The sequence below is a fragment of the Erythrobacter sp. S158 genome, from assembly GCF_057364915.1.
The window spans coordinates 355,344-381,550 of record NZ_CP200279.1 but is presented as its reverse complement, the minus strand read 5'-3'; the positions used below and the strand labels follow the sequence as shown (position 1 = coordinate 381,550).

The 26,207-nt window shown below is 59.0% G+C and carries 22 protein-coding genes and 1 tRNA gene; 11 read left to right on the top strand and 12 right to left on the bottom strand.

The genetic code is table 11. From position 1 onward, the window contains the following. Positions 1-33 precede the first annotated feature (33 nt). The 4 genes from AC0V6T_RS02060 to AC0V6T_RS02045 form a co-directional block, all read right to left on the bottom strand. Positions 34-2,031 (bottom strand): TIR domain-containing protein, encoded by a 1,998-nt coding sequence (locus tag AC0V6T_RS02060; RefSeq protein WP_486123897.1) that lies wholly within the window; start codon positions 2,029-2,031, stop codon positions 34-36. A gap of 782 nt (positions 2,032-2,813) precedes the next feature. Next, positions 2,814-3,596, bottom strand: coding sequence for a LytR/AlgR family response regulator transcription factor (locus tag AC0V6T_RS02055; RefSeq protein ID WP_486123895.1), 783 nt, complete (start codon positions 3,594-3,596; stop codon positions 2,814-2,816). Further along, positions 3,593-4,708: a sensor histidine kinase gene (locus AC0V6T_RS02050; protein WP_486123893.1), complete on the bottom strand. Its 1,116-nt coding sequence runs from the start codon at positions 4,706-4,708 to the stop codon at positions 3,593-3,595. The genes AC0V6T_RS02055 and AC0V6T_RS02050 overlap by 4 nt, the downstream gene beginning before the upstream one ends. Next, positions 4,701-5,813 carry a sensor histidine kinase gene (locus AC0V6T_RS02045; RefSeq protein ID WP_486123891.1) on the bottom strand — a complete coding sequence of 371 codons (1,113 nt, stop codon included), beginning with the start codon at positions 5,811-5,813 and terminating at the stop codon, positions 4,701-4,703. The genes AC0V6T_RS02050 and AC0V6T_RS02045 overlap by 8 nt, the downstream gene beginning before the upstream one ends. A gap of 149 nt (positions 5,814-5,962) precedes the next feature. On the opposite strand from AC0V6T_RS02045, the gene AC0V6T_RS02040 reads away from it, so the two are divergent. Continuing rightward, positions 5,963-6,502, top strand: coding sequence for a helix-turn-helix transcriptional regulator (locus tag AC0V6T_RS02040; RefSeq protein ID WP_486123889.1), 540 nt, complete (start codon positions 5,963-5,965; stop codon positions 6,500-6,502). A gap of 86 nt (positions 6,503-6,588) precedes the next feature. Here AC0V6T_RS02040 and AC0V6T_RS02035 read toward each other — a convergent pair whose 3' ends face one another. Further along, entirely contained in the window at positions 6,589-9,663 is a 3,075-nt protein-coding gene (locus tag AC0V6T_RS02035) for a TonB-dependent receptor domain-containing protein (protein WP_486123887.1), read from the bottom strand. 184 nt (positions 9,664-9,847) lie between these two features. On the opposite strand from AC0V6T_RS02035, the gene AC0V6T_RS02030 reads away from it, so the two are divergent. Beyond that, positions 9,848-10,414, top strand: coding sequence for a hypothetical protein (locus AC0V6T_RS02030; RefSeq protein WP_486123885.1), 567 nt, complete (start codon positions 9,848-9,850; stop codon positions 10,412-10,414). Positions 10,415-10,497: 83 nt separating this feature from the next. Here the strand turns inward: AC0V6T_RS02030 and AC0V6T_RS02025 are convergent. Further along, positions 10,498-10,588, bottom strand: a tRNA-Ser gene (locus AC0V6T_RS02025). A 303-nt stretch (positions 10,589-10,891) separates the two neighbouring features. On the opposite strand from AC0V6T_RS02025, the gene AC0V6T_RS02020 reads away from it, so the two are divergent. The 3 genes from AC0V6T_RS02020 (at position 10,892) to AC0V6T_RS02010 (ending at position 13,077) form a co-directional block, all read left to right on the top strand. Beyond that, a complete protein-coding gene (locus AC0V6T_RS02020; protein WP_486123883.1) occupies positions 10,892-12,010 on the top strand; it encodes a peptidylprolyl isomerase in 1,119 nt (372 codons plus the stop codon). Then, a complete protein-coding gene (locus tag AC0V6T_RS02015) occupies positions 12,007-12,324 on the top strand; it encodes a DUF1905 domain-containing protein (protein ID WP_486123881.1) in 318 nt (105 codons plus the stop codon). The genes AC0V6T_RS02020 and AC0V6T_RS02015 overlap by 4 nt, the downstream gene beginning before the upstream one ends. 234 nt (positions 12,325-12,558) lie before the next feature. Then, positions 12,559-13,077 (top strand): CBS domain-containing protein, encoded by a 519-nt coding sequence (locus tag AC0V6T_RS02010; RefSeq protein ID WP_486123879.1) that lies wholly within the window; start codon positions 12,559-12,561, stop codon positions 13,075-13,077. On the opposite strand, the gene AC0V6T_RS02005 is transcribed toward AC0V6T_RS02010, so the two are convergent. From AC0V6T_RS02005 to AC0V6T_RS01995, 3 genes are all read right to left on the bottom strand, one after another. Beyond that, complete coding sequence (locus AC0V6T_RS02005) at positions 13,074-14,873, bottom strand: methyl-accepting chemotaxis protein (RefSeq protein WP_486123877.1); 1,800 nt, start codon at positions 14,871-14,873, stop codon at positions 13,074-13,076. The genes AC0V6T_RS02010 and AC0V6T_RS02005 overlap by 4 nt on opposite strands. Before the next feature lie 105 nt (positions 14,874-14,978). Continuing rightward, a complete protein-coding gene (locus AC0V6T_RS02000) occupies positions 14,979-15,344 on the bottom strand; it encodes a VOC family protein (protein WP_486123875.1) in 366 nt (121 codons plus the stop codon). Further along, positions 15,344-17,434, bottom strand: coding sequence for a RelA/SpoT family protein (locus tag AC0V6T_RS01995; RefSeq protein ID WP_007165095.1), 2,091 nt, complete (start codon positions 17,432-17,434; stop codon positions 15,344-15,346). The genes AC0V6T_RS02000 and AC0V6T_RS01995 overlap by 1 nt, the downstream gene beginning before the upstream one ends. Before the next feature lie 139 nt (positions 17,435-17,573). On the opposite strand from AC0V6T_RS01995, the gene AC0V6T_RS01990 reads away from it, so the two are divergent. Then, the gene (locus AC0V6T_RS01990; protein ID WP_486123873.1) at positions 17,574-19,403 is read left to right on the top strand and encodes an ATP-binding protein; all 1,830 of its coding nucleotides are present in this window, start codon (positions 17,574-17,576) and stop codon (positions 19,401-19,403) included. A 6-nt stretch (positions 19,404-19,409) separates the two neighbouring features. On the opposite strand, the gene hemF is transcribed toward AC0V6T_RS01990, so the two are convergent. Next, positions 19,410-20,267: an oxygen-dependent coproporphyrinogen oxidase gene (gene hemF, locus AC0V6T_RS01985; protein ID WP_486123871.1), complete on the bottom strand. Its 858-nt coding sequence runs from the start codon at positions 20,265-20,267 to the stop codon at positions 19,410-19,412. A 106-nt stretch (positions 20,268-20,373) separates the two neighbouring features. On the opposite strand from hemF, the gene pdeM reads away from it, so the two are divergent. From pdeM to AC0V6T_RS01970, 3 genes are all read left to right on the top strand, one after another. Further along, positions 20,374-21,081 (top strand): ligase-associated DNA damage response endonuclease PdeM, encoded by a 708-nt coding sequence (gene pdeM / locus AC0V6T_RS01980; protein WP_486123869.1) that lies wholly within the window; start codon positions 20,374-20,376, stop codon positions 21,079-21,081. A 145-nt stretch (positions 21,082-21,226) separates the two neighbouring features. After that, on the top strand, positions 21,227-21,745 hold the full coding sequence (gene infC, locus AC0V6T_RS01975) for a translation initiation factor IF-3 (protein WP_007165099.1): 519 nt from the start codon (positions 21,227-21,229) through the stop codon (positions 21,743-21,745). 1 nt (position 21,746) lies between these two features. Next, the gene (locus AC0V6T_RS01970) at positions 21,747-22,268 is read left to right on the top strand and encodes a hypothetical protein (protein ID WP_486123867.1); all 522 of its coding nucleotides are present in this window, start codon (positions 21,747-21,749) and stop codon (positions 22,266-22,268) included. Here AC0V6T_RS01970 and AC0V6T_RS01965 read toward each other — a convergent pair. Together AC0V6T_RS01965 and AC0V6T_RS01960 are read right to left on the bottom strand one after the other, a co-directional pair. Beyond that, entirely contained in the window at positions 22,265-22,849 is a 585-nt protein-coding gene (locus AC0V6T_RS01965; RefSeq protein WP_486123865.1) for a GNAT family N-acetyltransferase, read from the bottom strand. The two genes, AC0V6T_RS01970 and AC0V6T_RS01965, sit on opposite strands and share 4 nt — an antisense overlap. Before the next feature lie 17 nt (positions 22,850-22,866). Next, on the bottom strand, positions 22,867-23,256 hold the full coding sequence (locus AC0V6T_RS01960) for a hypothetical protein (RefSeq protein ID WP_486123863.1): 390 nt from the start codon (positions 23,254-23,256) through the stop codon (positions 22,867-22,869). A 439-nt stretch (positions 23,257-23,695) separates the two neighbouring features. Between AC0V6T_RS01960 and AC0V6T_RS01955 the strand changes: the two genes are divergently transcribed. Both AC0V6T_RS01955 and AC0V6T_RS01950 read left to right on the top strand, forming a co-directional pair. Further along, positions 23,696-24,820 carry a DUF547 domain-containing protein gene (locus AC0V6T_RS01955; RefSeq protein ID WP_486123861.1) on the top strand — a complete coding sequence of 375 codons (1,125 nt, stop codon included), beginning with the start codon at positions 23,696-23,698 and terminating at the stop codon, positions 24,818-24,820. Between the two features lie 160 nt (positions 24,821-24,980). After that, on the top strand, positions 24,981-26,207 hold the full coding sequence (locus tag AC0V6T_RS01950; protein WP_486123859.1) for a DUF547 domain-containing protein: 1,227 nt from the start codon (positions 24,981-24,983) through the stop codon (positions 26,205-26,207).

Here is a 26,207-nt window from a genome sequence, read left to right as displayed (position 1 = left end):
TCCCCCTTGGAAAATCGACCCGCGACACGGCTATCACGAGGAAAGCCGCAAAAGCAAACGATCAAGACCCGGCTCCCCTCGCAGAGGGTCAAGCAGAGGATCGTTGGTAGTAAGCAGCACGCCCGGATCGCCTTTGTCGAACGCGCGGGTGAGCACCGCGAGAGCGCGTTCGCTTTCACCCCATTGCGCAAGCACCTGCGCCTGTTGGTAAAGCCCTGAATCGCCATAATCGGAAACAAGCTTGGAGAACGCCTCACTCGCGCCTGCCTCATCACCCAACCGTCGCCTCGCGATCGCAAGGCCGGGCAGAGCAAAAAGGTCGATCGCCTCTGCGTCGAACGCATCGCGCGCGCCGACATCATCTCCCAGTGCAAGCTTGGCGGCGCCAATCGCGTAGAAGGAATTGGCAAGGCTGGGATTAAGCTCGAGCGCCTTTTCCATGTAGGCAATCGCCTGATCGAAAGCGCCGGCAAAAAGCGCGACGAAGCCAGCGCTGCGAAACGCCAATGCGTTGAGCGGGTCAAGCTCGACAACGCGCTCGATCATTTGCATCGCCAAAGCCCGCTGGTTCCCAAAGGAATAGAATGTGGCGACTGAGCGCATCGTGTCGGCATCGCCCGGAGCCAGTTCCTCAGCGCGCTTGTAGTGAGGGTAGGCCCCAGCGCGATCCATCCGGCCAAAATTCAACACATATCCGAGCGCGAGATGCCCCTTGGCATAGTCGGGTGCAATTTCGATCGCCCGCCTTGCTGCCTCAATCGACTGGTCAAAAAGGCGGCCTACCTCGTCCGGATCGGAAGCAGAGTTGGCAATGGCGGCAAGCGTGTTTGCCCTCCTTGCATGGGCTGCGGCGTATTGAGGATCGAAACCGATCGCTGCGTCATATTGATCAAGCGCGGATCGCTTGATCTCTTCGCCCGGCCCCAACGCATAGAGCGCCTCACCGCGAAGAAATGCCTCGTATGCGCGCACATCTTCGGTCCCGCCGACGCCCTCCTGCTCTTCCACGCTGCTGCGCGCCGCCCTGTCGCTGGCAATGCGTGCAACGAGCGATAGGGCAACCGCCGCGGCGATCTCTTTTTGCAAGGCCAGAACATCGCTGAAATTGCGGTCATAGCTTTCAGACCATTGGACCACCCCGCCGTCCACTTCTAGCAGCTCCGCATAGATGCGAACCGTTTCGCCCACTTGCTGCACATTACCGCGCAGGATCGAGCTAACGCCCAGCGCAAGACCGATCGCAAAATCGTCGTCTCCGTCGCTTGCATTGGACGAGGTCGGAGCCGAGACCCTTAAGCGAGGGTTGCGAGACAGCGCCTGCCTCAATTCGTTGGACAGTCCATCTGAGAACCAAACTTGATCCTCGCCCCCTGTAAGATTGGCAAAGCGCAGGACAGCCATCGAGAGGAAACCGTCACCATCGCCGCTCGAAAACAGGCCCTGCTGCCACGCCGCAAACAGTGCCCCCGCGCCCAGGACCCCTGCCCCCCCGGTCATTAATGCCCTGCGCGAAACGCCTTCCTTTGCTGGCGCGCTCGATGCTGATGAAATAGGGGCGGGTGAGGCCTTCGGCGCAGCCATGGCGCTTTCACCCTTGTTCGCTGCGACCTGTCCGTTGATCGCGTTCACCAGTTTTGCGATTTCAGGCGCGTCGGATGCCCCTGACCAGTTGCTCATATCCAGAAGCTGGATCTGTCGGAAGCCAAGCGGTGACATCGTTCCGTCCAGAGTGACTGGAACAAGGCACCCTCGCTCCCGCCCGCGCTGCGCCTCATCACGCACCCAGCTCGAATCGACTGACCGCTCGGTCCATAAGACGACCACACAATCCGCCCCTTCAAGGGCGGCTTCGGTCGTCGGCAGATAATTCACGCCGCCTTCGAGCAATTGGTCCCACCAGACCTCGAAACCGTTGGCTTCCAGTATCTTGCGCAGATTGCCGGCTTGACCGATGTCGGCGCGGGTGTAGCTCAGGAACAGTTTGGGACGCGGCGAGTGACGCGCTTCGTCTGCTGAGTTGAGACCAGCCATATCCCCTCCAAGAGACCCCTTACGCGGACGAGCCTAGAGCGAGGTGTTGCCGATGACCAGCCTTCCCGAGCAGACCGGATGCGTCAGGTCATCGATCTTGAGGCAAGGTGGCGGTGGAGGCAGTCGATTAGCAACTTGCCGGCACTTAGCAGGGCCGCTTTCACCCCGATACACGATCATACTATGCTGATGGGGTATTTGGCCAATTCAGTCGAGCGGTTCGATTTGTAGAACTGCCTGTCGGTCTTCGATGCCAATATCTCGCAGTCATGATCGACAGTATGCCGCAAATTGTGCGTCTCGCCTTTGGCTTTACGAACACCTAATCGGCACATTCGCGCCCGTCTGTATAGCTCCTCATCCTGTTGATCCGGCTGCGCTTGATGTCGGCTGCGAACTTGATGCCGAGCCTGTGCCACCAAAGCCGTAAGGACTGATGAAAAGTGCCGATGCCATGCTTGAACAGCAGGTCTTCAACGTTCCGCAGCGGGAGCGGATGCCGCAGGTAACGGTGCTAAAGTAAGCCGAGCGGTTTTCGGCGCAAATGCGCCTGCGCCGGCGTCAGTCGCGACGATGTATCAGGCGACGTTGCGTTGTGCCGATCTGGCTTCGTGAACCAAGTTCCGATCAAACCTGCGCGCGCCGTGAGTTTCTCGTCCATCAATCCCTCCGCTGATCCCTTCTGAAAGATGCAGAGGAGTTGCCGACGCACTGACCGAAAATCGGTGAGTGGCTCGCTTTGCCCTGTGAGTGGCTAGCGCGTCTATAAAATGCCAACCTGATCAGAGTTTTAGAGCGTCGAAGACCGCACGCTTGAACGACTTGCTTACTCGCACTCGCGCGCCAGACTTCAAAGTCAGGCTGATCGCAGAGAACTTCTCCCGATTGATCTCACTGATCGCCTGGATCCTGACTATGGCGCCTCTATGTACCTGAAGGAACTGATCAGGGTTGAGGCGTCTGGCAAGCGAGCGGATGCTGTCGTCAGCAAGATATTGGCCGCCTGCTGTGTGCAGCGATACGTAGTCGTTGGCCGCTTCGATCCAGTCGATATCCTCGACCCTGACGCGACGCACGACCCCGTTTTCGCGCACCCAGAGGTCCCGTTCGTATGGCGAAGGTATGACGGTTGAAAAGTCGGTGTTCATTCGGCTTAGTGCGCTACGCAATTGCGCGAAGCGTTCCCGGTTCGCGTCCAGCTCCATCCTCTCTCGCGCACGCTCGATCGCTTGAGCGAGCCTTGTGTCGTCGAGCGGCTTGAGAATGTAATCCACCACCCCTTGAGCGAAAGCGTCGACAGCGAAGTTGTCGAATGCGGTGATAAATATCACCGAGGGTGTTTGGTCCTCATCGAGATGTTCGAGGAGCTCGAAGCCTGTGAGGCCGGGCATCATGATGTCGAGCAGGAGCAGGTCTGGCCTGGTGGCGGCAATGACCGCCAGCGCCTCCTTTCCGTCTGATGCGGTCCCTACGATCTCTGTGTCGTCGACGGACTTGACCGAGCGAAGCACACGCCGAAGCGCGAGGGGCTCATCATCGGCTATGAACACGCGCAGTGGTTTCATTCTGAGCGAGCCTCACCCTGCTCTGATTTGATGCTCGTCTGATAGGGAAACCTGATACGGACAAGATAACCGCGTCCCGGGCGCGCGCCCGAAGAGAACAGAACTCGGCCGCCGAATCTCGCTACAAGACGGTTTCGGACGTTGGCCTCGCCAGTGCCGAGCCCATGTGTTTGCGGGGCGCCTGGCCCATCATCAGTGAGTGTTATCTCAACATCGTCACCGATCCGCTTCGCCGCCAATTCGAGCGAAACGAAATCGGCCGACGGTGCGACTGCGTATTTGATCGCGTTTTCAACCAGTGGTTGCAAAAGCAGACCGGGAACCAATGCATCGCTTGCACAATCGGAAAGGCTGAACTTCAGATCGAAGCGCTTTTCGAAACGAATCCGTTCGATCCGGACATAGACCCGAAGATCCTCAAACTCCTGCTCTAGCGTAACATCGTCGTTCGCTTCGCGCCGAAAGCTGCGCCTGAGAAATACCGCGAGCTTGCGCACCATTTCCTCGCCCTTTTCGAACTGGTTTTCACCCACCAGCGAAGACACCGCTCCGAGAGTGTTGAAGAGAAAGTGAGGATGCACCTGAAAGGTAAGTGCATCGAGCTGCGCAACTTGCGCCTCGCGCTGTGCTTGCAACCGCGCCTGCCGCTCCGCGCTCGCCTGCGCGCCCATCACCAGTGTTAGGATTAGCACTCCCCAAGCGAGTTGGAAGTGAAGCCAGTACGTCACCAAGCCGAACATTTGAAACGGCGTCGCCGACAACCCGGCTAATTCGAAATAGAGCAGCGAATTGGCTATGGTATGGAGCGCACCAAATACGCAGACAAGCACTACAAGGGAGACAATCGGTCCGACCGAACTGCGCTCCACACTCCATTCGAGAATGCGATAGATAAGCCACCCCAACGCAAAGCCAGAGGCCATCCAAACAAGACGTATCAACCACAATTCAAACGGCGGGATTGGCCCTCCCGAAGTGAAGGTGCCGGCGTAATAAAGCAGTCCCATCATGAAGGCCCAAAGCGCCAGGCTGAGAACAAGCGCACGCTGACGAAGACGCGCTCGATCGCTCTGCGAAATCAAACTGGTCAAAAGCGTGTGCGAATTAGCCATCGACCTGCTCTGTCGCTAACGGCGGTTCGCCGATCAAATCCGATGCCGCCTGGCTTTCAGCGTCGACGATGTAACGCAGTGCCCCCCTCAATTTCAGCAGCATTCCCCCCTGCCGGTTTTCAACCGCCAAGTCGTATTCCTCAGAAATAACACTTGTAAGATCTGGAAGTCCGGCAACCGAGTTTGGAGGACCATCATCTGCAAGTTGCTCGCTTCGCCAGCCAAGCTCGACCTGAAGGGTCTCGTTGTCGCGGATGGCCCTGATCTCCAAGGTGACTGGTCCGGGGCTGCGAGACACCCCTTCGCCGATCGCTAGTTCAATTAGCGGTTGAATAAGGAAGGGCGGAACAGCAGCATTCTCCAAGTGCTTCGGCAAGTCGACCTTGGTCGAAAGCCGATCGGGAAAGCGGACCTGCTCGATTTGCAAGTAGTCGTCAGCCTGTGCGAATTCTGCAGCGAGAGAATGATACCCGCTCACGTCCTTGCGCAGGCTCGCACGCAAGAAGGTCGCAAGACGGCTGATCAGCGTCTCCGCTTCGTGCTTACGCTTTTCAAGAGCAAGCAGACCGATTGAATTGAGAGTGTTGAACAAGAAATGCGGGTTCAACCTGTATCTCAACGCTCGCATCTTCGCGCGATGCGCAGTGGCGATGGCTTCCCGGCGCAGGGTCTTTTCGCGCGTGAGACGAGTGCGGTAGAAACTTGCAAGAACAGCCGAACCCCACAGCAACAGGAACAGCGCCCAACTTTCTGCAGCAAAGACGATCGGCCCCCGCTCACCCTGCACTAACCCGAACGCACTGCCGAGCACTCGCATCACGTGGGCGTGACCTATCGCCAGTGGAAAGAACCCAAGGGCAAGCGCGAGGATCGCCGCGAGCTGGCTCTCCCTTTCGAGCCATTCGAGGACGACATACGCAAGGACGCAGGTGAACAGCAGTACGACGAAACGCAGCGCATACATGTCCCAGAACACGCTCTGCCATATGCCCAGAAATCGCATCGCGTGAAGAGCGAGCTCTGCGCAAATCGCAAGGAGGGTGAACAGCAACACCTTGCTGCGGAAGCGCCAAAGCTCTTCACTCGATTTCAGGGGTGGGTGCACGTCATCCATCGCTAGCCGGGCGATAGTGCGATAAGTACCTTTTGGGAAGTGCGTAGTTGTGACCGTCCCGCTTCGGCTAACTTGATGCGACTCTGACACATGCCTATGGCGTCCGGTCAGGGGAGACTTGCGGCGATGGCGCACCACGTATGACACATGCGGTTTCGGATGGAGAAGGCACGCTCCTTTCGCTCATCGAGCGCGCCCAGCCGGTCACAGTCTATGAGATCTCAAAAATCTACATGTCCTCGCCTGTCACCCATTTCGGGACAAGCAAAGGCAAGCTTTACCCAATGGTGCGTCGGCTGAAGGATCTGGGCCTCCTCGTGGGTGAGGAAATCGCTGGAGACAAACGGCGGACCGAACACCTTAGGTGCACCGAGCAAGGTATCGCGTCTTTACGGGAGTGGGCGAAACGCGTTGATCCAGCACACCTGCTTCTCGACGACCCGCTTCGAACCCGGATACAATCTCTTCATCTGCTTGAAGTCGATGAACAGATCGCCTGGCTCGAACAGATCGCAGAAGGGATGCGCGCGAAAATGGAGGAAGTCGCAGCCTATATCGAAGCGACCGAAGTGCCAGAGACGTCAATCATGGCGGATAACATCAACGCCACAAGCCAGGCTCGGCTTCAATGGGTCGAGCGTACACTCAGTGGGATACGTGGGCGCCTCAAGACGTCATGAATTGAAGAGAGGGCCGGCACTTTCGCACCGGCCCTCCAAGGGTCCCGCTGTCGCAACACACGCGGGGAAGAGATTTCGTCCTGTCCTTAGAAGCGGAAGCGGACACCGGCGTAATACCGGCGACCAAGGATATCGTAGACACCAGATGCAGTATCCGTGCTGGTCGCATTAAATGTCGTGCCGGTCAGCAGGTTCGGAGCATCATTATCAAGCAGGTTGTCGACGCCGGCAAAGATCTGAAGCTCGTCGATGTCGAACACTACCTGCGTGTCGAGATTGAACTCCGCTCCCTGCCGGAAACAGCCCGCATCAAGTCCGAACGCCGAGCAGAACTGGTCGTCTTCGGTCGATGCGCCAATGTATGTACCTGTAAGCCCCCAGCTGATTGCGCCGAAATCGAACAGGGCCGTCGTTGTGAAACGATCCTTGGCCGAGCCAACTTCCCCGGCCAGCGGGTTCGCAGGCTCGCCAACGGCAGGAAAGAAATTGAGCTTGATCAGGTGCGTATACGCGCCGGACAGGTTGAGATTGGCGTTTTCGAGCCCGATCCCGTCTAGCGATGTATTGTACTGGACTGTCACGTCCACACCCTCGGTCTCGCGAAGCGCGCCATTGGACTGGATCGCATTCACGAATTCGAGCGAACCGGCACTGTTGGTGCTGTCCCCGGCTGCACGGCGGGTGATGAGGTCGCAGAAGACCTGATTGCCCTTGTTGAAGCACTGATCGAGCGTGAAAGGCCTTGTCGGCGCTGCAATCACATTTTCGATTTCGATGTCGAAGTAATCGACTGTCAGTGTCAGATTGCGCAGCGGCTCGATCGAACGCGGGTTGATGACGAGGCCTAGCGTCAGAGTATCAGCGGTTTCCTCAGTAAGGTTCGGGTTGCCGCCATTGAAGCCGCTGATGCCCTGAATATCGGCTTGGTTGAGTGTGAAAACTCCATTCAATGCGATGTTGTCGTTCACCCCCGCGAACGAGCGGCACGTATCGCCGAGAATGCCGCCGCCACTTGGGCCGATGCCAACGCAAGGATCGGTGAGACCCGGCGGAAAGGTCTGCGATTGAGCGGAAAACAGCTCGCCAATATTTGGTGCACGTACCGCCCTCGAATAAGTCCCGCGGAAGCGAATATCATCGATCGGCTCCCAGAGGACCTGTCCGTTCCAGCTCGTCACTGAACCGACAGTCGAATAATCGGAAAGCCTGACTGCCCCAGCGAGTTCAAGCGTGCGGAAGAAAGGTACGTCGCTCAGGATCGGGACGCGCACTTCGACGAACCCCTCGATCACGTCGAATTCGCCCTGCGTATCAGGGATCTGGTTACTCGCGTTGAGGCCCTGGTTGGTCAGAGAGTTGAAGTCGGCGAGCGAAGCCTCCTCGCGATATTCGATGCCTGTCGCGAAGCCGACCGGGCCGCCCCAAATCTCAAACAATTCGCCTGAAAGGTTTGCCTGGAAGACCCTTTGTTCAATCTCCGTCTGGAACGAGCCTGGGGCGTCGATATAGGCGAGTGCCTCTGGGGAAATCGCGTTCTGCCCGAAGATGTTTACCGGCACACATCCCTGTGCTCTGGCATCGGCACTTGCACAGATCACTTCGGTCGTGTCGCCGTCGCCATCGACGTCGTCAATGTCCGCCACAGCGGCAAATGCTTGCTGGAAGTTTGGCACGTTGAGGGCGCCAGCCGAACGCTGGTTCTCCGTGGTCTGGCCGTAATTGTAGCTGACATCCCACCGGAATTGCCCATCGGCGAACTCGCCCTGCAATCCGGCCACCACGCGGAAGAAATCGCGGGTGGTGTCGTTGGTACGCTCACCCACCTCGAGCAGGCGGCGAACGAAGCCGATATCGCGCAGCCCATCACCGTCAAGATCGGAAGCTGCCGCGACGATTTCGTCCGGCACGAGTGGATTGACCCGAATTTCGGAACTGTCGAGCACGCCGTCGCCGTCGCTATCGACCAGCACACGGGTTTCAATCGGGGCACGACCGGTTGCCGGGAACAGTCCGTTGGTCCCGCTCGACGATGAGGGGAACGGCTCGATGATCCGTGCGCTCTGTGTCTTGACGTAGGTACCTTCAAGAAAGGCCGTGACGCCGGATGTGATTTCATACTCAGCGGTGCCCGCGAAAACATAGCGCTGAACCGGCGATGCGAGCGTGCGGAAGAACTGACGGTTGAAGCCATTTGGTCCGCTCGCTGGCGAACCGTCAAATGCGGTACAGCTCGGGGTTCCGTTTGTGGAGAAGCACGGTTGCAGGACACCAGAAGGATTGAAGGTGAAGTCGTCGGCGTTGCTGGCAGTGCCATTCACATCGAAGCGTCCCTGAGGCGGGAAACTTGAGAAGAAGGGCTCGCTAGGAGTGCCGAAATCGGCCGGGTCGCCGCTCAGGCGGAACAGGTCGATATCGTCGACCAGAGTGTTGCTGCGCTCGCGCGATAGCAGCTGACCTTGATCGGAATAACCGGCGTGGAGCATGAAGCGCCCTCGCCCGTCAGCGATTGATCCGCCGAATGTGGCATTCAGGCGATAGTCCTCTGCATCCCCCTGTTCGGTGATGCCATAGCGACCTTCGAGGTTTAGTCCCTCCAGATCGTCGCGATAGACAAAGTTGACCACACCCGCGATCGCGTCGGAGCCATAGAGCGAAGATGCGCCGCCCGTCAGGATATCGATACGACCAATGAACTGGGTTGGGATGACGTTGAGGTCGACCGTGTTGGTCCCTGCAAGTCCGCCCACTACGCGGCGACCGTTCACGAGGACAAGGGTCCGGGCGATCCCGAGGTTGCGCAGGTCGACTGTGGCAACCCCGGTACCGGTCACGCCAAAGGCGTTATTGGTGCGCGCGAAGGTCGGCGCGCCGAAGACGGGATTTTCCAGAAGCAGGTCCTGAATATTGGTGACGCCTGATTGAGCAATGTTCTGGGCGTCGAGCACCTGCAATGGCTGCGTCGAGGCAGCACTGTCAGAGAGGATGCGCGACCCGGTAACGACAATCCGGCCACCCGATTCAGCCTCTCCGTCGGTGACGTTCGAAGTGACGTCCTCAGCAGGCTCTTCAAGGTCCTGCGCGCTTACAGGCGATGCTGCGATCGCGATTGAAAGTGCGGCGCAGGATCCGAACAGCCGGCGACGTGTCTGAGAAATTTGCACTGAGAAATCCCCTGATTTGCAAGACGGCGATCCGATATCGACCGTGTCCAGGGCATAGTTAGTCCGATTCGCACCATTAGCAATTGCAATTAGTCCGATTCGTACTAATTAGGGCCGCATCGTTGCAATTTGGCAACAAAAACAGTGGCCATGCCAGGCATGGCTCGAAAATCGGGAGTTTTGCATGAGTATGTTTTCGCTGCTGGGAGCAGGCCTTGTCCTAGTCGGATCGCCTCTCTCTTCGCTGTCACCATTTGTGGACCCGGATAAAACGAATCCCGAAGCGCAGGCCGCGGCTTGTCGAGATGGCAACACGTCTGCTTTCGGTCGCTATCTCGGCGATTGGGTCTTTGATGACAGCATGATCACCGAGGACGGAACCTGGCAGGAGGGTCCGGGCGGCGAGTGGGACTTCCATTGCCTTGGCAACGGGATTGCGGTCACCGACTTCTTTCGCTCGCGAACCGGAGTGTTTGGCATGACTGTGCGTATGGTCGACCCGGAAACCGGGAAGTGGGACATCATCTATACCGGCGAAGGAAGTCAGGCGATGAACCAACTGACCGGCGAGCTTCAAGAGGATGGCACGATCGTGATGCACTATATAACGCCCGCATTCGACCCGATGCGGCGGATAACATTCACTCCGATCATCGACGACAGTTTTACCTGGATGCTGGCTATATCGCGCGATGAAGGCGAGACATGGCAAGATGTGTACAGGATGGACGCTAGACGGCGCGCCCCCTGATTGCAGGCTTGAAGCCATTCCAAATGCTGCACGCTCCGCGAGGTGGCGAAGCCAGTGCAGGGGTTGCCGGCAATGTGGAAGGGTGGCGGAGCAGGAGGGATTCGAACCCTCGATACGGGGTTACCGTATACACACTTTCCAGGCGTGCGCCTTCGACCACTCGGCCACTGCTCCGCGCCTTGGCTGTCCCACTGCTTTGCTGCTTGAGGACAAGCTTCCCATCAGGGCCACCGCAGCACCTGACCGGTACACACGGAAGCGCGAAGGCGTGCCTCTAGCCACGAAACAACCGGATCGCAACCACGGCTTGTCGCCAATGGTTTCTGGCCGAGGCGAATTGTGGTAAACGAGTCGCATTGGATGGCGCTGCGCGCGTAGAAATTCGCTGCGAACGCTGTCTGAAGAGCCCCTTTCCGCCCTCGAAAACGCGTGGAAAGGGGTTTTCTTTTGAGCGCCCCCGATGGCAAGAAGCTTTCCATGAAAAAGCACCTGCTCACGCTCGCCGCCATCGCCGCATTCGCCTCGTCCGCTGTAGCTCAGGAGGCGCCGGAGGGCGCTCCTTCGCCTAACGAAATCGTCAATACGGCCGCGCAAGAGGAATGGGTCGCGATCGAGGCGGAAGACCTGCTCGTAATGACGCTTGCCCCTGATGCGCATGGCAATGCGCGCAAGGTTGTGATCCAGCTCATGCCCGAGCCTTTCTCACAAGGCTGGGTCGAGAACATCCGCGCTCTTGCGCGCGCTGAGTGGTATGATGGGATTTCGGTAAACCGCGTGCAGGACAATTACGTCGTCCAGTGGGGTGATCCGGGATACGACAACCCCGAAAACGGGGAGACTGAGACCAAGCCTTTGCCCGACGGGCTGAACGTCATGAGCGAAGCAGACTATGCTGCGACTGGCCTTATCAGCGTTCCCGATCCGCGTGGACGTCCACGCATCAATTACACGCTCGGTGCTGCGATGATGCGCAATGCGATGATCGCGGCAAACGGCGCAATCGAACTGCCCGCAACATTCACCGAGGCACTTGAAAGCGGCGAGACTCCACCGCCCATCAAACTCGAGACGGGCGATGCCTATGGTGAGCTTGCATCGTTTTCTTTGGGCTGGCCGGTCACCGGCAGTTTTGGAAACGCGGAGGAACCGGCAAACCAGTTCTGGCCCGTCCACTGCTATGGCATGGTTGGCGTCGGCCGAAATTACTCGCCCGACACTGGCTCTGGCGCGGAGCTTTACACCGTGATCGGCCACGCACCGCGTCATCTCGACCGCAACATCGCGCTTGTCGGCCGGATCGTTAGCGGGATGGAGCATTTGTCGTCATTGCCGCGCGGTTCGGGTACGCTTGGGTTCTACACCGAAGAGGAAGCCGACAAGCGCACGCCGATCCTCTCGATCCGTGTCGCCAGCGACCTGCCTGAGGATGAACGTCCGCTGTTCGAGTACCTCTCAACCGAAAGCGAGACCTTCGCAAAGTACGCGGACGCCCGCGCCAATCGTCGTGATCCGTTCTTTATCGTCCCAGCTGGCGGCGCAGATATCTGCAACATCCCGGTGCCGGTGCGCCCCTTCGAATATGCGGACGAAGAGTGAGTGAAACCATCACCGACATCCTGCCCCTGCGCCGCTGGCAGGGCGAGAAGGCGGTCTATCACCTCGTCACATTCACCGGCGAAGAGGCGGAGGCCATTTCTGGTCACGCGCTGATGGAGAAGCTCGAATACGGGCGCTCGCGCGGTTTCGGGTCCGTCAAAGTTAGCGCCTGCATCGGCGATACGGTCTGGAAGAGCTCGGTCTTTCCGCAAAACAAGAAATCCGAATGGGCCCTCTTGGTATCGAAAAAAGTCATGCGGGCAGAGGATCTCGCAGCCGGTGACAAAGTCGAGGTGCACATCACAATCCTGTGAAACTCAAGCATTTTGCATCCGGCGCGCTGTATCTTGCGTAAGTTTTAGCATGGTGGATATACAAAACGCACACTCAGAACCCCCTCAATCACCCGAGCGATCGCGCAAGCGCTATTGCGAGGCCTCCTCTACTGGACGTTTCGCGCGGTTTTTCGGTCTTCGCGGCGCTCTTGACCTCAAACGCGATACGGCTCAGCATCGTCGCCACGCGTGGCTTTACGAGGATATGCTGACATGAGGATCGCCGACCGCACAGAATTCGCAAGCAAGGCCCCGCCACTCACCTGCACGCCCGACACGATGGTTTTCGACGCCGTGACACAGATGGCAGAGAAGAACTTCGGCTCCATCTTCGTGACGGATCCGGACGATCGCGTTCTTGGTGTCATGACTGAGAGAGACATCTTCCGCCGCGTGATCGGAGCAAGCCGCGATCCAAAGACCACGCCGGTCAGCGAAGTGATGACCACCGAAGTGCGCGCTGCTCACAAGGACGATCAGATCCTCGACTGGATGCAGATCATGTCGAATGAGAGGTTTCGCCGACTGCCTATCGTCGACGAAGACAAGCGCCTCATCGCGGTGATGTCGCAGGGCGATTTCGTCGGCTACACGTGGCCGCAACTGCTCGGGCAGGTCGGCCAGATGGCGCAGGCGACGCTGGGCCCTCGCTTCAATCAGCTAGCCATTGCCGGCGGCATTGCGGTCTACACGATCGTCCTTGTAATCGTGCTGCTTTACGCAACGCGCTAGCCGCCCACCTCGAGGTCGCGAGCCGAGCGGCGGACATCAGCGATAAAGCGGCCGGCCTTCGTGCGAAGATCATCGGCATGGTCGCCCAGGGCGTTTGCGCTGGCAACCACGTCATCGGCAGCCGTGCCGGTTTCCTCGCTAGCTTTACGCAACTCGGTGAGGCGCTGGCTGACCTGGCGCGAACCTTCGGCTACAGTGTCGATATTGCGCGCCAGTTCCTCGCCCGAAACCGATTGCTGATCCACCGCGCTCGCGATCATGACTGCAGCCTGTTCGAGTTCGCCGATCTGTTCGACGATCGATGTCAGGTCGCCCGCGCTTGAGCGCGTGGAATCCTGCATCGTCTGAATCTTCTCGGCGACCGAGCTGGTCGCGTTCGAGGTTTGCATGGCAAGTTCCTTCACCTCGCTCGCGACGACCGCGAAACCGCGGCCCGCTTCGCCGCCGCGCGCCGCTTCGATCGATGCGTTAAGAGCAAGCAGGTTCGTGCGCTGAGCGATGGTCTGGATGAGACCGGCAATCTCGCCGATCTCTTCCCCCGCTTTCGCAAGGTCGTTCATGCGCGTGTTCGCGCTTGCGACGAGAGTGGTCGCATCGCGCGCAAGCGTCGCCGATGCAGAAGCCTGACGGCTGATCTCGGTGATCGAAAGCGCAAACTCGTCCGTTGCTGCGGCGGCCGCTGTAACGTTCGCGGTTGCCTTTTCCATCGCATCGCTGGCGCTGTCGGCCTGATTGTTCGAGCCATCTGCAAGGCTGACCATCTGTTTCGAGGTCGCCTTGAGCTGTTCCGATGCCGCTGAGACAGCGGTGATTAGTTCGCCGACTGACACCTCGAACCCGTCAGCGAGCCCTTCGAGCAGCTGGCTTTTTTCAAGGCGCAGTTTGCGCATCTGCTCGCTCACATCTTGTTGTTGAGCCAGTTGCTCTTCGACTTCGCGCGCACGCGAGTCGGTCATTTCACGCAAGGTTTCTGCGCTGCTGCGGAAGACCTCCAGCGCCCGAGCCATCGCACCGATTTCATCGCTGCGTTCGCGGCCAGGAATGACTGTGTCCGACGCCCCTTGAGAAATTTCTTCCATGGCATGGGTCATCTCGGTGATCTTGCCCGAAACGCTGCTGGCGATGCGGCGCGATCCTACGAAAGAGGCGAAAGTCAGCGCGATAAAAAGGACGAGTAGAAAAACGAGCGAGCGGGCGATACCTGCGAAAACTGGCTCGGCTGCTTGGGTGGAACGTTGGTTCAAGCCATCGGTCGCGATCTGAAGCGATGCGTTGATTTCATCAATCCGCGCGGCGATTGATCCGGCCTCTTCAGCGCTCGGCGTTGTCGCTGAGGCTTGCTGAGCAATGCGCTCCACATCGCGTCCTGCGGTGGTTATGGCATTGAGCAGACCGGCGTCCAGTCGGCTGACATCACTGCTGAGTGCGCCGGTAAGAAGCGTTGAAGCTTCGTCGAGCGCCTCACGCGATGCGGTAAGGTCGGCCCCATCACCGCTTTGCGCAAAGGCGGTGATGTCGTCGCGAGCATTGTAAAGCTGGACCGAGGCATTGGCACTGCTGGCATCGGCCGTGCTGAGCGCGCGAAGATCTTCGCCAGCGTGACTGAAGTAAGTCATCGTCCCGAGGATCGCGCCAGCCAGCACGAAGGTGACAAGCGTGCTCGCGAACACCACAGCCTTGAGCTTTACGGCCAGAGAAAGACGCTCATGCCAGGCGTGCGTGTGCTCTTCGCTCTCACGCCCGAACCCATCCTCGACGTCCGTTGCAGGCACAAAGCCGGCAGACTGAATATTCACTACAGTTCCCCCTAAATCAAACCGGGAAGTTTGATCAGGAACCCTAAAGCGATGCTCCCTAAAATTGAGTAAACCCGGATTTAACCATGCGAGGTACGCGTGCAGTTACTGAGCGGTCCGCTGCATAATTTCGATCCGGTTGCCGAACGGGTCTTTGGTGAAGAAGCGGCGATAACCCTCGACCCGCTTGTCTTGCTTGGTCTCGTATCCGGCTTTGGCAAGTGCGGTTTCTAGCGCATCAATGTCGTCGACGAGCAGCGCCGGGTGCGCTTTGCTGGCGGGGCTAAAGTCTGGGTCAACGCCGATATGGAGGCTGAGTGTCCCGCTTTCGAACCAGCAACCTTGCGATGACAGGTTCGCCGGTTTTGGCACCTCGCGCATACCGAACAGGCCGGCAAAGAACTCGCGAGCTTCGTCCTCGCCGCCTTCGGGTATGGCCAATTGGACGTGGTCGAGACCGAGAACGGCCATCAGATACGGTCGGCCTGTGCAACCGCGTCGCTCGCGCGAAGGGCGCTCAGGATACGGGTGAGGTGTGCGAGGTCGTTGACCTCGGCGTCGATCTCGTACGTCGTGAAAGGATGGTCGAGCTGTGTCTGGATCAGGCTTTTGACGTTGATCTTGTTCTGCGCAAACACGCCCGCCATCTCTGCCAGCGTACCGGGCCGGTCATAGATCGTCACGGTCAGTCGACCCACCGCGCCATGCGAGCGGCGCCCCCAGTTGAGGTCGAGCCAGTCGGTGTCGACGCCGCTTGCCAGTTCGAGACAGTCGATCGTGTGGACCGCCACGCGCTCGCCCTTGCGCCTCAAACCCACGATCCGGTCGCCGGGAAGCGGGTGGCAGCATTCTGACAATTCGAAAGCAACGCCGGGCGTCAGACCACGGATCGAGATCTGGCGCTCATGCTTTGACCATTCCTCGTCCTCTTCGAACTCGGCCGTGCAGCCGGGAACAAGCGCTTCCATGACTTCGCGGTCGGAAATCTTGCCCGCGCCCACCGCGAACATCAGGTCATCAGGTTCATCCATGCCGAGCCGCTCGACCGCCTTGCGGATCGCTTTCTTGCCAATGCGCGCAGGCACGCGGGCAGCGATGGCGTCGAACAGTTTCGAGCCGATCTCGGCAATCTCGTCGCGCTCCTTCAAACGCACCGCACGCCGGATTGCCGCGCGCGCCTTGCCGGTGACGACGAAGCCAAGCCACGACAATTGCGGCTCCGCGCCTGCACCCTTGATGATCTCGACCACGTCACCATTCGTCAGCTGCGTGCGAAGCGGCATGTGCCGACCGTTGATCTTGGCACCCACGGTCGCAAGGCCAAGGTCGGTGTGAACCGCAAAAGCGAAGTCGACCGCGGTCGATCCCTTCGGCAGCTGAAACAGCGCACCCTTGGGCGTGAAAGCGAAGATGCGGTCCTGATAAATCGCAAGCCGCGTGTGCTCGAGCAGCTCCTCTGCATCGTGGCTCGCGTCCACGATCTCGATCAGATCGCGCAGCCAGCCGACCTGCCCATCGGCCTTGTCGTCTTGTTTATAAGCCCAATGCGCGGCGAGGCCGAATTCATTCCTCTGATGCATTTCGCGCGTGCGAATCTGCACTTCGACGCGCATGGAGTTTTCGTACATCAGCGAGGTGTGAAGCGAGCGATAGCCGTTGTTCTTGGGCGTCGAGATGTAGTCCTTGAACTTGCCCGGAAGGAACTGCCACGTCGTGTGCAGAACGCCCATCGCCCGGTAGCAGTCCGCGACGTCCTCGGTCAGGACGCGGAAGGCCATGATGTCGGTGACCTGCTCGAACGAGACGTGGCGTTCGCTCATCTTGGTCCAGATTGAATAGGGGTGCTTCTCGCGGCCCGAGACTTCGACCTGAAGCCCCGCTTCGGCCAGCGCCTGCTTGATCTTCAGCGCAATCGCATCGACCTGCCCGCCATCCTTGCCGCGCAGTTCATCGAGGCGCTTGGTAATGGTGGTGAAGGCTTCGGGCTCCAACTCCTTGAAGGCGAGCGCCTGCATCTCGCGCATATATTCGTACATGCCCACACGCTCAGCGAGCGGCGCGTAGATATCCATCGTCTCGCGCGCGATGCGCTGGCGCTTTTCGGGCTTCTTGATGAAGTGGAGCGTGCGCATATTGTGCAGCCGGTCGGCCAGCTTGACCAGCAGAACCCGAATATCCTCGGACATGGCGAGCAGGAACTTGCGCAGGTTTTCCGCCGCACGCTCGTTTTCCGGCATCGCTTCGATCTTTGACAGCTTGGTTACGCCATCGACCAGCCGGGCTACTTCTGGACCGAAGTTTTCCTCGATATCGTCGATCGTCGCGAGCGTATCCTCGACCGTATCGTGCAAAAGCGCGGTCATGATCGTTTCCTGATCGAGCTGAAGGTCGGTCATCAGACCTGCCACCTCGATCGGGTGCGAGAAATAGGGATCGCCGCTCGCGCGCTTCTGGCTGCCATGCTTCTGCACGGTGTAGACATAGGCGCGGTTAAGCGCGGCCTCGTCGGCCTCAGGGTCGTAATCCTTGACCCTTTCAACAAGTTCGTACTGGCGCAGCATTGACGTGAATATGTGATGCACCGCGTCATCCGGCAAGCGCAAAGCTTGCAAGCATGAAAGGTTGTGATCGGGGTTAGTCCCTACAGGTGAGAGCACGCTATCTTGGTCATGAACGCGCTAGCCACTCCTGGTGTCCCATATGCGCTCCCTTTCTTTCATTCGCTGGCTTTACCTCGCGAGCCTTGCGTGCCTCCTCGCATGCGTTGGGGCCGTAGCGGCCATTGTTCTGGGGCTCGTCCAGACAGGATCGAATGACGAGCTTGGCCTTGCTGCCATTGTTTGCCTGCTTGCCTCGGTATTCCTGCGAGAAGCGGTGTCGCGCCAGCGGGCGCGGCTCAGGAATGCAGACCTGCGGACCAAGCTTCGCAAACTGGAGGAAGCCAACAGGCTTCTTGAACTCACCGAGACAACGGCAAGGGTCGGGCACTGGCGGCTCGATCTGGCCACAAACGAAGTTTACTGGTCGCCCGGCACCTTCGCCATCCATGGGATAAAAGGCACGACCCCGCCCCCTCTCGACAAGGCGATAGAGCTGTTTCACGAAGATGACCGCGACATTGTCGAGAACGCCGTCGAGCAATCGCGTCGGAGCGGCCTCCCGTTCGAGTTTCGCGCTCGCCTGATCCGCGCCGATGGTTCGGTTCGCCACACTCAAAGCACCGCGCTGGTCGAGTACGGCGAAGACGGCACCCCGGTCGCCTTGTTCGGGGTTTTTTGCGACCGGACCGACGACGAGGTCATGCAAAGCGAATTGCGCACCGCGCGCAACGAAGCGAACGCCATGGCCGAGGCCAAGAGCTCGTTCCTTGCAAAAATGAGCCATGAAATCCGGACACCGATGAACGGCGTCATGGGATTTGCGGAATTGCTGTCGCGCAGTGATCTGTCACACGAACAGGCCCGACATGTGGAATTGATAACGGAGTCGGGGAAGGCGCTTCAGACGCTGTTGAATGACATCCTCGATCTCTCGAAAATCGAATCCGGCGAGTTCCGCGTCAAGGAAGAGCCAGCGAATATCTCTCACTTGGTCAAACGTACGATCCAACTTTTCGAGCCGCTCGCCCGCGAAAAAGTCATTGGGCTTTCAAGCCAGGTATCAGATACGCTGCCCCTGTTCGCGATGCTGGACGCGCTACGCCTGCGGCAAGTGCTGAGCAACCTCGTGGCCAATGCTATCCGGTTCACCGATCGCGGAGGTGTGAGCGTCATCGTCGAGCCCTCGCCATCAGGCATCGCCTTTATCGTGAGAGACACTGGCACAGGCATTCCGGAAGAAATGATCGAGGCAATCTTCGATCCGTTTTCGCAATCCGATGGAGGTAACAGCACCCGGCGCGGGGGAACCGGTCTTGGCCTTTCGATCAGCCGTCAGCTTGCCGAATTGATGGGCGGTGAGCTGGACGTGACAAGCACTGTCGGGCTGGGTTCCTCCTTCATCCTAACCTTGCCGCTCGTACCAGCAGCTTCTGCGCAAGTACCGCCGCGACAAGAGCCGCTGAGCTTTGATCCCAATCCTTGCGATGCCTGCAATTGCCGGATCCTGCTCGCCGAGGATTTCGACATCAATCAGGAATTGATCCGCGAAATGGGCAAGCAATTGGGGCTCGATTTCGACCTCGTCGAAGACGGTCGCGCCGCGCTCGATGCGGTCATTTCCGCAAATGCGCGCGGCAAACCTTACTCGCTGGTCCTGATGGACCTGCAGATGCCGCGCATGGACGGATTGGAAGCTACCCGCGCGATACGTGCCGCCGGTTTTGATGCAGAGACTTTGCCCATCATAGCCCTGACCGCCAATGCATTCGAGGATGATATCGAGGCGTGCCGAGAGGCTGGAATCCAGGAACACGTCGCAAAGCCGCTTGAGTTGCAGCGACTGCGCGATGCCCTGCAACGCTGGCTCAAGGGCACAGACGCTGCCTCAGGCATGCGCCGTAGCTGCGCGGCAAGAGCGATCAACGGGTAAGGCGGATCAGCTCCAGGTCGCGCGCGGCGGCAGGCTCATCAGGATGGCATCGATATTGCCGCCGGTCTTGAGGCCGAAGATCGTGCCGCGGTCGTAGACCAGATTGAACTCGGCATAGCGCCCGCGATACTCGAGCTGCTGCGCAACGTCGGCATCGTCGAACTCGCTCTCCATCCGCTTGCGCACAAGCTTGGGATAGATGTCGAGAAACGCCTTTCCGACGTCCTGAGTGAAGGCAAAATTGCGGTCGAAGCTCTTGTCGTCCTCGCATTCGAGGTGGTCGTAGAATATCCCGCCCACGCCGCGATGAACTTCGCGGTGGGGGATGTAGAAGTAATCATCCGCCCACTTCTTGTAGCGTTCGTAATAGGTTGGATTGTGGGCCATGCAGGCGGCCCGCATGCTCGCGTGAAATTCCTCGGTATCTTCCTCGTAGGGGATCGGCGGGTTGAGGTCCGCGCCGCCGCCGAACCATGCGGCCTGCGTGGTCAGGAAGCGCGTGTTCATGTGCACGGCAGGCACATGCGGATTGTGCATGTGCGCGACCAGACTGATGCCGGTCGCGGTGAACTCGGGGTGCTCGACACTCGCGCCGTTGACCTGGTTTGCGAACTGTTCGGAGAAGCGTCCGCGAACGGTCGAGACATTGACCCCGACCTTCTCGAACACCTTGCCCTTCATCAGGCCCTGTACCCCGCCGCCGGGGTCGTCATTGCCTTCTTCTTCGCGGTTCCAAGGCGTGTACTGAAAGCTCGCATCCGAGCCAGCCTCGCGCTCGATACTTTCGAAAGCCGCGCAGATCTGGTCGCGCAGACCTTCAAACCATTCCTTCGCGCGGCCCGTATGGCCTGCCCATTCGCTCATGCTTGTCGATCCCTTCCCGTCTTGGCTTGGCATTGCCCGATGACAGCATGAGTGTCCACCCGCTTTGACACTTGTCAAACGCCTGCAATCGCGCCAGATGAGGCAAATGGTTCCCGTTTCGTTCGCCCCACTCCCCTTCGCCGGGGAAGAGCTTGTCCTGACCAAATCGAATGCGCTTTTCTGGCCGCGCGAGCGCGCTTTGCTGGTTGCTGACCTGCACCTTGAAAAAGGAAGCTGGTTTGCAAGCCATGGCCAGATGCTTCCACCTTATGACAGCCGCGAAACGCTTGAGCGGTTGGCGGACACGGTCAAGGCAACGGGCGCGCGCCGGGTCATTACGCTTGGAGACAACTTCCACGATGATGACGGTGTCTCGCGCCTCGACCCCTATGCGGCTGGAATGCTCGAATCGCTGACGCGCGCGCTCGACTGGGTCTGGATCACGGGCAACCATGACGAGAACATGCACCGTAGCTTTGGCGCTCAGCTTGCGAGCGAGATGGACGTCGCCGGCATCGTCCTTCGTCATGAAGCGCGCATGGGCGAGACGCGGCCCGAGCTTTCGGGTCACTACCACCCCAAGATGCGCGTGCATGTCAGGAACCGGCACATCGCGCGACCTTGCGGCGTGATCAGCCGATCACCGACATCGGGCGATCGCATGATCCTTCCGGCGTTTGGTGCGTACACCGGCGGAATGGATGCAGGCTCGCCCGAAATCCTGAAGGCACTCAGCCCGGCGAACAGCATCGACGCCGTGCTGCCCGCGAAGGGCAAATTGGTCACCTTTCCGCTTTATCGCGCGGTTGCTTAGCCCACCCGATCGGGCCAAGCCGCCCGCACCCGGAACATAGATCAAAGACTCATCTGGAGTTTTGTGCGGCGAAACACTACATAAGGCGCACTAAGACTCAGGCTACAACAGGAGAACACACATAGCCCGTCCACCTCGGCGTTCGATGGCCCCGCCAACTAAAAGCGGCCCTCGCTACGATCAGTTTATCCAGGTTCCCAAGGTCCGCGTCATCGATGACGAAGGCGAGAATCTGGGCGTAATGTACACCCGCGAAGCAGTTGAGCAGGCCCAGGACAAGGGCCTCAACCTGGTCGAAGTCAGCCCCAACGCTGACCCGCCGGTGTGCAAGTTCCTCGATGTCGGCAAGTACCGCTACGAAGCGCAGAAGAAGGCCAACGCCGCGCGCAAAACGCAGAAGACGCAGGACATCAAAGAAGTGAAAATGCGTCCCAACATCGACACGCACGACTACGACGTGAAGATGCGCAACGTGAACAAGTTCATTGATCAGGGTGACAAGGTTAAAGTCACCCTGCGTTTCCGCGGCCGTGAGATGGCTCACCAGCATCTCGGCATGGACCTGCTCAAGCGGGTTCAGGAAGACGTCGAGGAAATCGCCAAGGTCGAAGCATTCCCACGCCTCGAAGGCCGCCAGATGCTGATGGTGCTTGCGCCGAAGTAGGATGGCTACCCAGCCAAAAAGCTTTGGGGCGAAGGCGCTTGGCGCTTTCGCCCTTTTGCTTTGTGCCGGGCTGACTACGGGATGTGCAACTACCGATCACAATGAAGTCAAAAGCGCGCTCAATCAGCAGGCAGACTTTGCGATCTTCGTCGCGCGGGAAACTGAGCGCGAGTATTTAGGGCCGCCGCCCTGTCGAGATGACCACATCTGCATGGGCGTCTTATTCAAGGTGACATTTGAGCCGCTCGAATGGGTTGCCGGCAACTCCTCAATGAAAGAGCGCACTTTCGAAATGGTTCAACCCAGCAATCGCTTGGATGACCTCACATGGCTGGTCCACACGAGACGTGATGAGACAGGGACGTGGCAGATAATCAACCGCGAGGTGATTACCCTTGAAGCATGTCTTGGCGCAGAATCTGGCGAGGATGCTGATGATCTAAATCGCACGGACAGCGATTGGATTGGAGAGCAAGCACCTGAAGATGAACAGGTCTGCTTTGGAAGAGTCTATCGTCCTTAGGGTGCCGGGTGAACCATGGTCCAGTATCTGGGCCCACCATCCGGCACCTGCCATTCCTCGATAATCTCAAAACCCAGCCGGGCATAAATCGCGACGTTGCTTTCGGTCGCGGTTTCCAGAAGTGTGCCGAAGCCCTGTGCGGCGGCATGCTCAACGCCCCTTCGGATCAATGCCCCTCCCCATCCCTTGCCCTGCGCGTCAGGCGCGACGCCGACGAAGCGCAGATAGACATGCGGTTGCGGATCGGGATGGCGTGCGGCCATGGCTTCGGCCAGCTTGAGCCCGCGAGCGAGAGCCGGGCCAAAGACCCGCGCAAGCCGGAGATTGTCCCGAAAGCTCGCGATCAGGCCATCGGTGACCACGCCGGGCGGATACCACAGGGATGCGGCGGCGGCATCGGGCGAAGCCAGCACTTCACCATGACGATGCGACTGCTCGGCCATCACGGCGAAAAATGCCGGAAGCGCACGGCGACGACGTTCGGGCTTGGGTAACAGCCATGTCAGTGCCGGATCGTCTTGGAATGCAAGAGCGAGCGTCTCGGCTATCCGCTCTGACTTCTCGCCCGGCTGGACTGGCAAAATGGGGCGATCGTCCCTCACAGGCTTTGCATGACGCTTGGTTGATCAATCAGGGCAAACGCGAGCGCCAGAGCGATGCAGCCGAGCAATACGGTCAATGCAATCGACTTGCGCCACGCGCCGGTGATCACGAGCAACACGGTCGCGCCTGCATTTGAAACCAGTCCCATCGTGACCACCCCAAGAGGAAAGGTGTCTCCTACCACCCACGAGAGGCCAAAGCTGTAGCCGACGAGAAGTGCAAGCACCGCCCAGCCATAAAGCCGGATCAATGGCATCGCTGCTTCGGCTCCTTCGATCCCAAGCAAGCGCACAAGCTGCGGGGTCGGGATCAACAGCAATGGCAGGCCAACGAAAAGCCCAGTTCCGGCGATCTTTATCAGGAGGATCAGATCAAGATAATTCATCGCCGCCCCACTCATTCGAATCGGGCCCTGCCCAGCCGGAACACATCTTCAAATAGCTGCGCCATTCTCGCAAGTTACAGGGCGCAGAAATCAACGGCGAAATTTGTCTGTAAGAATTTCGCCCGAGCCCGGACTAAGGGGTCATTGCCATTTCAACAAAGCGTTGACCCGCGACGACGAACGACAATCGGTTTCGACGAAAAACACTAATCATCCGATTGCCGGGAACACTCGTAGATCAAGGCAGGTTATACAATAAAACCAGAGGCGCGGACCGGGGCGCAGGCCCTTTTGCGAACTTTCGGGCTATCCCCCACGCACCGGTCCCACTCCTCTCGCGACAACAAAATCATCCCCACGGCCCTCGTCCCCCGGCCACCCACCCCGCCAAAGGCTCCGCTCAAGAAGGGCCGCATCTTTCAGGAAGGAATAGACGCACATGCCCCGCATTCAGGCACTTCTGCTGGCAGCATCCGCTTTCGCTTTCACCGCTGTCCCGGCCACCGCTCAAGCGCAGCCCGCAGCCGACCCCCAGTTTGAAACCTTCGCGCCCCAGGGTGCGCCGATCGATCACACGATCGACTATTCGATCTGGGACGAGGCGATGAAGAACCTCGTCATTTCGATGGGTCCGAGCCTTCGCGAAACCGCTGGCTCCCCGCCGCAGAGCTTTGGCACGCGTCGCCAGTACGGGCACACCTCGCGCTATCGCCTCGAAGGCTCGCGGATCATGTTCAGCTTCCTCGATGCTGACATCCGGGCAAGCTTCACCGAGTATCGCCGCGATCTCGAAAGCGTGGCCAACCAGGTCGATATCCAGTCGCTGTCGCGCAACGAACAGCTCGCTTACTGGATCAATCTCCACAATGTCGCGATGATCGAACAGATCGCCGATGCCTGGCCGGTTCGCCAGCCGCGTGACATCAAGATCGGCGGCGTGCCGCTCGACGAGGCTCGCTTCATCACGGTCGAAGGCATCGCCATGAGCCCGCGCGACATTCGCGAGAAGATCGTCTTTGCCAACTGGAGCGATCCCAAGGTCATGTACGGCTTCTGGCGCGGTGAGATCGGCGGACCGTCGATCCAGCGCGAAGCCTTCAACGCCGACAACGTTGCCCGCCTGCTCGACCGCGGCGCGCGTGACTTCGTGAACTCGCTGCGCGGTACGCAAAAGACAGGCTCAACCCTTGAAGTCTCTGAGCTCTACCAAGAGGCAGCTCCCTTCTTCTTCGACAATTTCGAAGCCGATCTGCGCGCGCATATCGCGCTGTATGCAGACGAGGACACCGCCACATTGCTCGCCGGAACGAGCCGCCTGGAAGCATCGGTGAGCGAGCCCGACATTGCCGACCTTGCAGGCGGCGTGCGTGAGCCGAGCTACCAGAACATCCAGGGCGCCGACGGCAACCAGACAAGCTTCCGCATTCCGCAGAGCATGCAGCGCCTCCTTGCCCAGCGCGAAGAGAAGTTCCAGCGCATTATCCGCGAGGGCCGCACCGGAACAGTTACCTTCTCGAACATCGATCTGCCGGGCGATCCAGAGGGCGACGGCGAAGTCGAATAACTCGATTTCACAACCCAAGACCGAAGAAAAGGCCGCAGTTACCACACAGGTTCTGCGGCCTTTTCTTTCCCTCACGGGTAACATTGTTACCTATTTGAAAAGAGGCGATATTTAGGGCATGTAACGTTGCATCATTGATCGCAGCAAGGATGCCTCTCCCATGCCCAGCTTTCGGTTTCCCGCCCTCCTGATCGCAACTTCCAGCCTCGCCGCTCTGGTTGCAACGCCGCTGGCTGCGGAAAGCGCTCTTCCCCAGGAACGCCAATCGGACGATGTCGAGCAAAGCGCATCATACGTACCGGCGGCAAATGAGGTTGGTCAGCCTGCCTCCAGCGATCGTTTCGCGCTATTCGTACCGACCGACGAACCGGTACGCCACCGCATCGACTTCGAAAATTACGACTACATCTTAAAGAACATTGTCGTCTCGATGGGGCCGAGCATCCGGCAGCTTCCCTTCCGTCGTCCGGAAGCGGTCGGCACGCGGATCCGTCAGGGGCACAAGTCACCCTATCGGCTCGAAGGCAGCCAGGTGATGTTCCTGTTTATGGAGAACGATGCGAAGGCTGCGTTTAGCGACTATCGGCGTGAACTCGAAGGGATCACCAATACGCTCGACATTGCCAGCCTGCCGCGCAACGAACAGCTCGCCTTCTGGTTCAACTTCCACAACATCGCGATGCTCGAACAGCTCGCCAACAATTGGCCCACCCGCGAACCGGCGGAGATTGAGATCGATGGCGTGCCGCTTAACGATGCCAAGTGGCTGACCGTGCGCGGAATTCCGATTAGCCTGCGCGATATTCGCGAAAACATCGTCTTTGCCAACTGGAAGAGCCCGAAGGTGATTTATGGCTTTTGGCGCGGAGAAATCGGCGGTCCGGCTCTCGAACGCGAAGCTTACACCGCAGCCAATGTGAACTCGCTTCTCGATATCGCGGCGGAGGACTTCATCAACTCGCTGCGCGGGACGCAAAAGCGCGGCGACCGGCTCGATGTCTCGACTCTGTATGACGAAACGCGCGCGTTCTACTTCCCCGATTTCGAGACCGATGTGCGCGCGCACCTTTCGTCCTATGCGAATGAAGAAGTGAGCGAGATTCTTTCCAAGACCAGCATGGTCAACGCCTCGATCCGCGATCGCACCATAGCCGATCTTTCGGGCGGAGCGCGCTTTGCGAACTATCTGTTCAATTCGACCGAAGGCAATCCGTTGTTCTACGACGATGCGCCGTCCAGCCGCGTACCGATCCCGCTGTGGCTGCATCTCAACGATCGCCAGCGCAAACTTGAAGGCATGGCGCGCGACGACATTCCGACAGGCCGCGTGATTTTCTCCAATATTGACCTCCCGGGCGATCCGCCGAATAAGAACGCGGTCGAATAA

Coding starts and splice junctions, on each gene's coding strand:
- AC0V6T_RS02060 (WP_486123897.1), bottom strand. CDS start 2,031: ATGGCTGGTCTCAACTCAGCAGACGAAGCGCGTCACTCGCCGCGTCCC.
- AC0V6T_RS02055 (WP_486123895.1), bottom strand. CDS start 3,596: ATGAAACCACTGCGCGTGTTCATAGCCGATGATGAGCCCCTCGCGCTT.
- AC0V6T_RS02050 (WP_486123893.1), bottom strand. CDS start 4,708: ATGGCTAATTCGCACACGCTTTTGACCAGTTTGATTTCGCAGAGCGAT.
- AC0V6T_RS02040 (WP_486123889.1), top strand. CDS start 5,963: ATGACACATGCGGTTTCGGATGGAGAAGGCACGCTCCTTTCGCTCATC.
- AC0V6T_RS02030 (WP_486123885.1), top strand. CDS start 9,848: ATGAGTATGTTTTCGCTGCTGGGAGCAGGCCTTGTCCTAGTCGGATCG.
- AC0V6T_RS02020 (WP_486123883.1), top strand. CDS start 10,892: ATGAAAAAGCACCTGCTCACGCTCGCCGCCATCGCCGCATTCGCCTCG.
- AC0V6T_RS02010 (WP_486123879.1), top strand. CDS start 12,559: ATGAGGATCGCCGACCGCACAGAATTCGCAAGCAAGGCCCCGCCACTC.
- AC0V6T_RS02000 (WP_486123875.1), bottom strand. CDS start 15,344: ATGGCCGTTCTCGGTCTCGACCACGTCCAATTGGCCATACCCGAAGGC.
- AC0V6T_RS01995 (WP_007165095.1), bottom strand. CDS start 17,434: ATGCTGCGCCAGTACGAACTTGTTGAAAGGGTCAAGGATTACGACCCT.
- AC0V6T_RS01990 (WP_486123873.1), top strand. CDS start 17,574: ATGCGCTCCCTTTCTTTCATTCGCTGGCTTTACCTCGCGAGCCTTGCG.
- hemF (WP_486123871.1), bottom strand. CDS start 20,267: ATGAGCGAATGGGCAGGCCATACGGGCCGCGCGAAGGAATGGTTTGAA.
- pdeM (WP_486123869.1), top strand. CDS start 20,374: ATGGTTCCCGTTTCGTTCGCCCCACTCCCCTTCGCCGGGGAAGAGCTT.
- infC (WP_007165099.1), top strand. CDS start 21,227: ATGGCCCCGCCAACTAAAAGCGGCCCTCGCTACGATCAGTTTATCCAG.
- AC0V6T_RS01970 (WP_486123867.1), top strand. CDS start 21,747: ATGGCTACCCAGCCAAAAAGCTTTGGGGCGAAGGCGCTTGGCGCTTTC.
- AC0V6T_RS01960 (WP_486123863.1), bottom strand. CDS start 23,256: ATGAATTATCTTGATCTGATCCTCCTGATAAAGATCGCCGGAACTGGG.
- AC0V6T_RS01955 (WP_486123861.1), top strand. CDS start 23,696: ATGCCCCGCATTCAGGCACTTCTGCTGGCAGCATCCGCTTTCGCTTTC.
- AC0V6T_RS01950 (WP_486123859.1), top strand. CDS start 24,981: ATGCCCAGCTTTCGGTTTCCCGCCCTCCTGATCGCAACTTCCAGCCTC.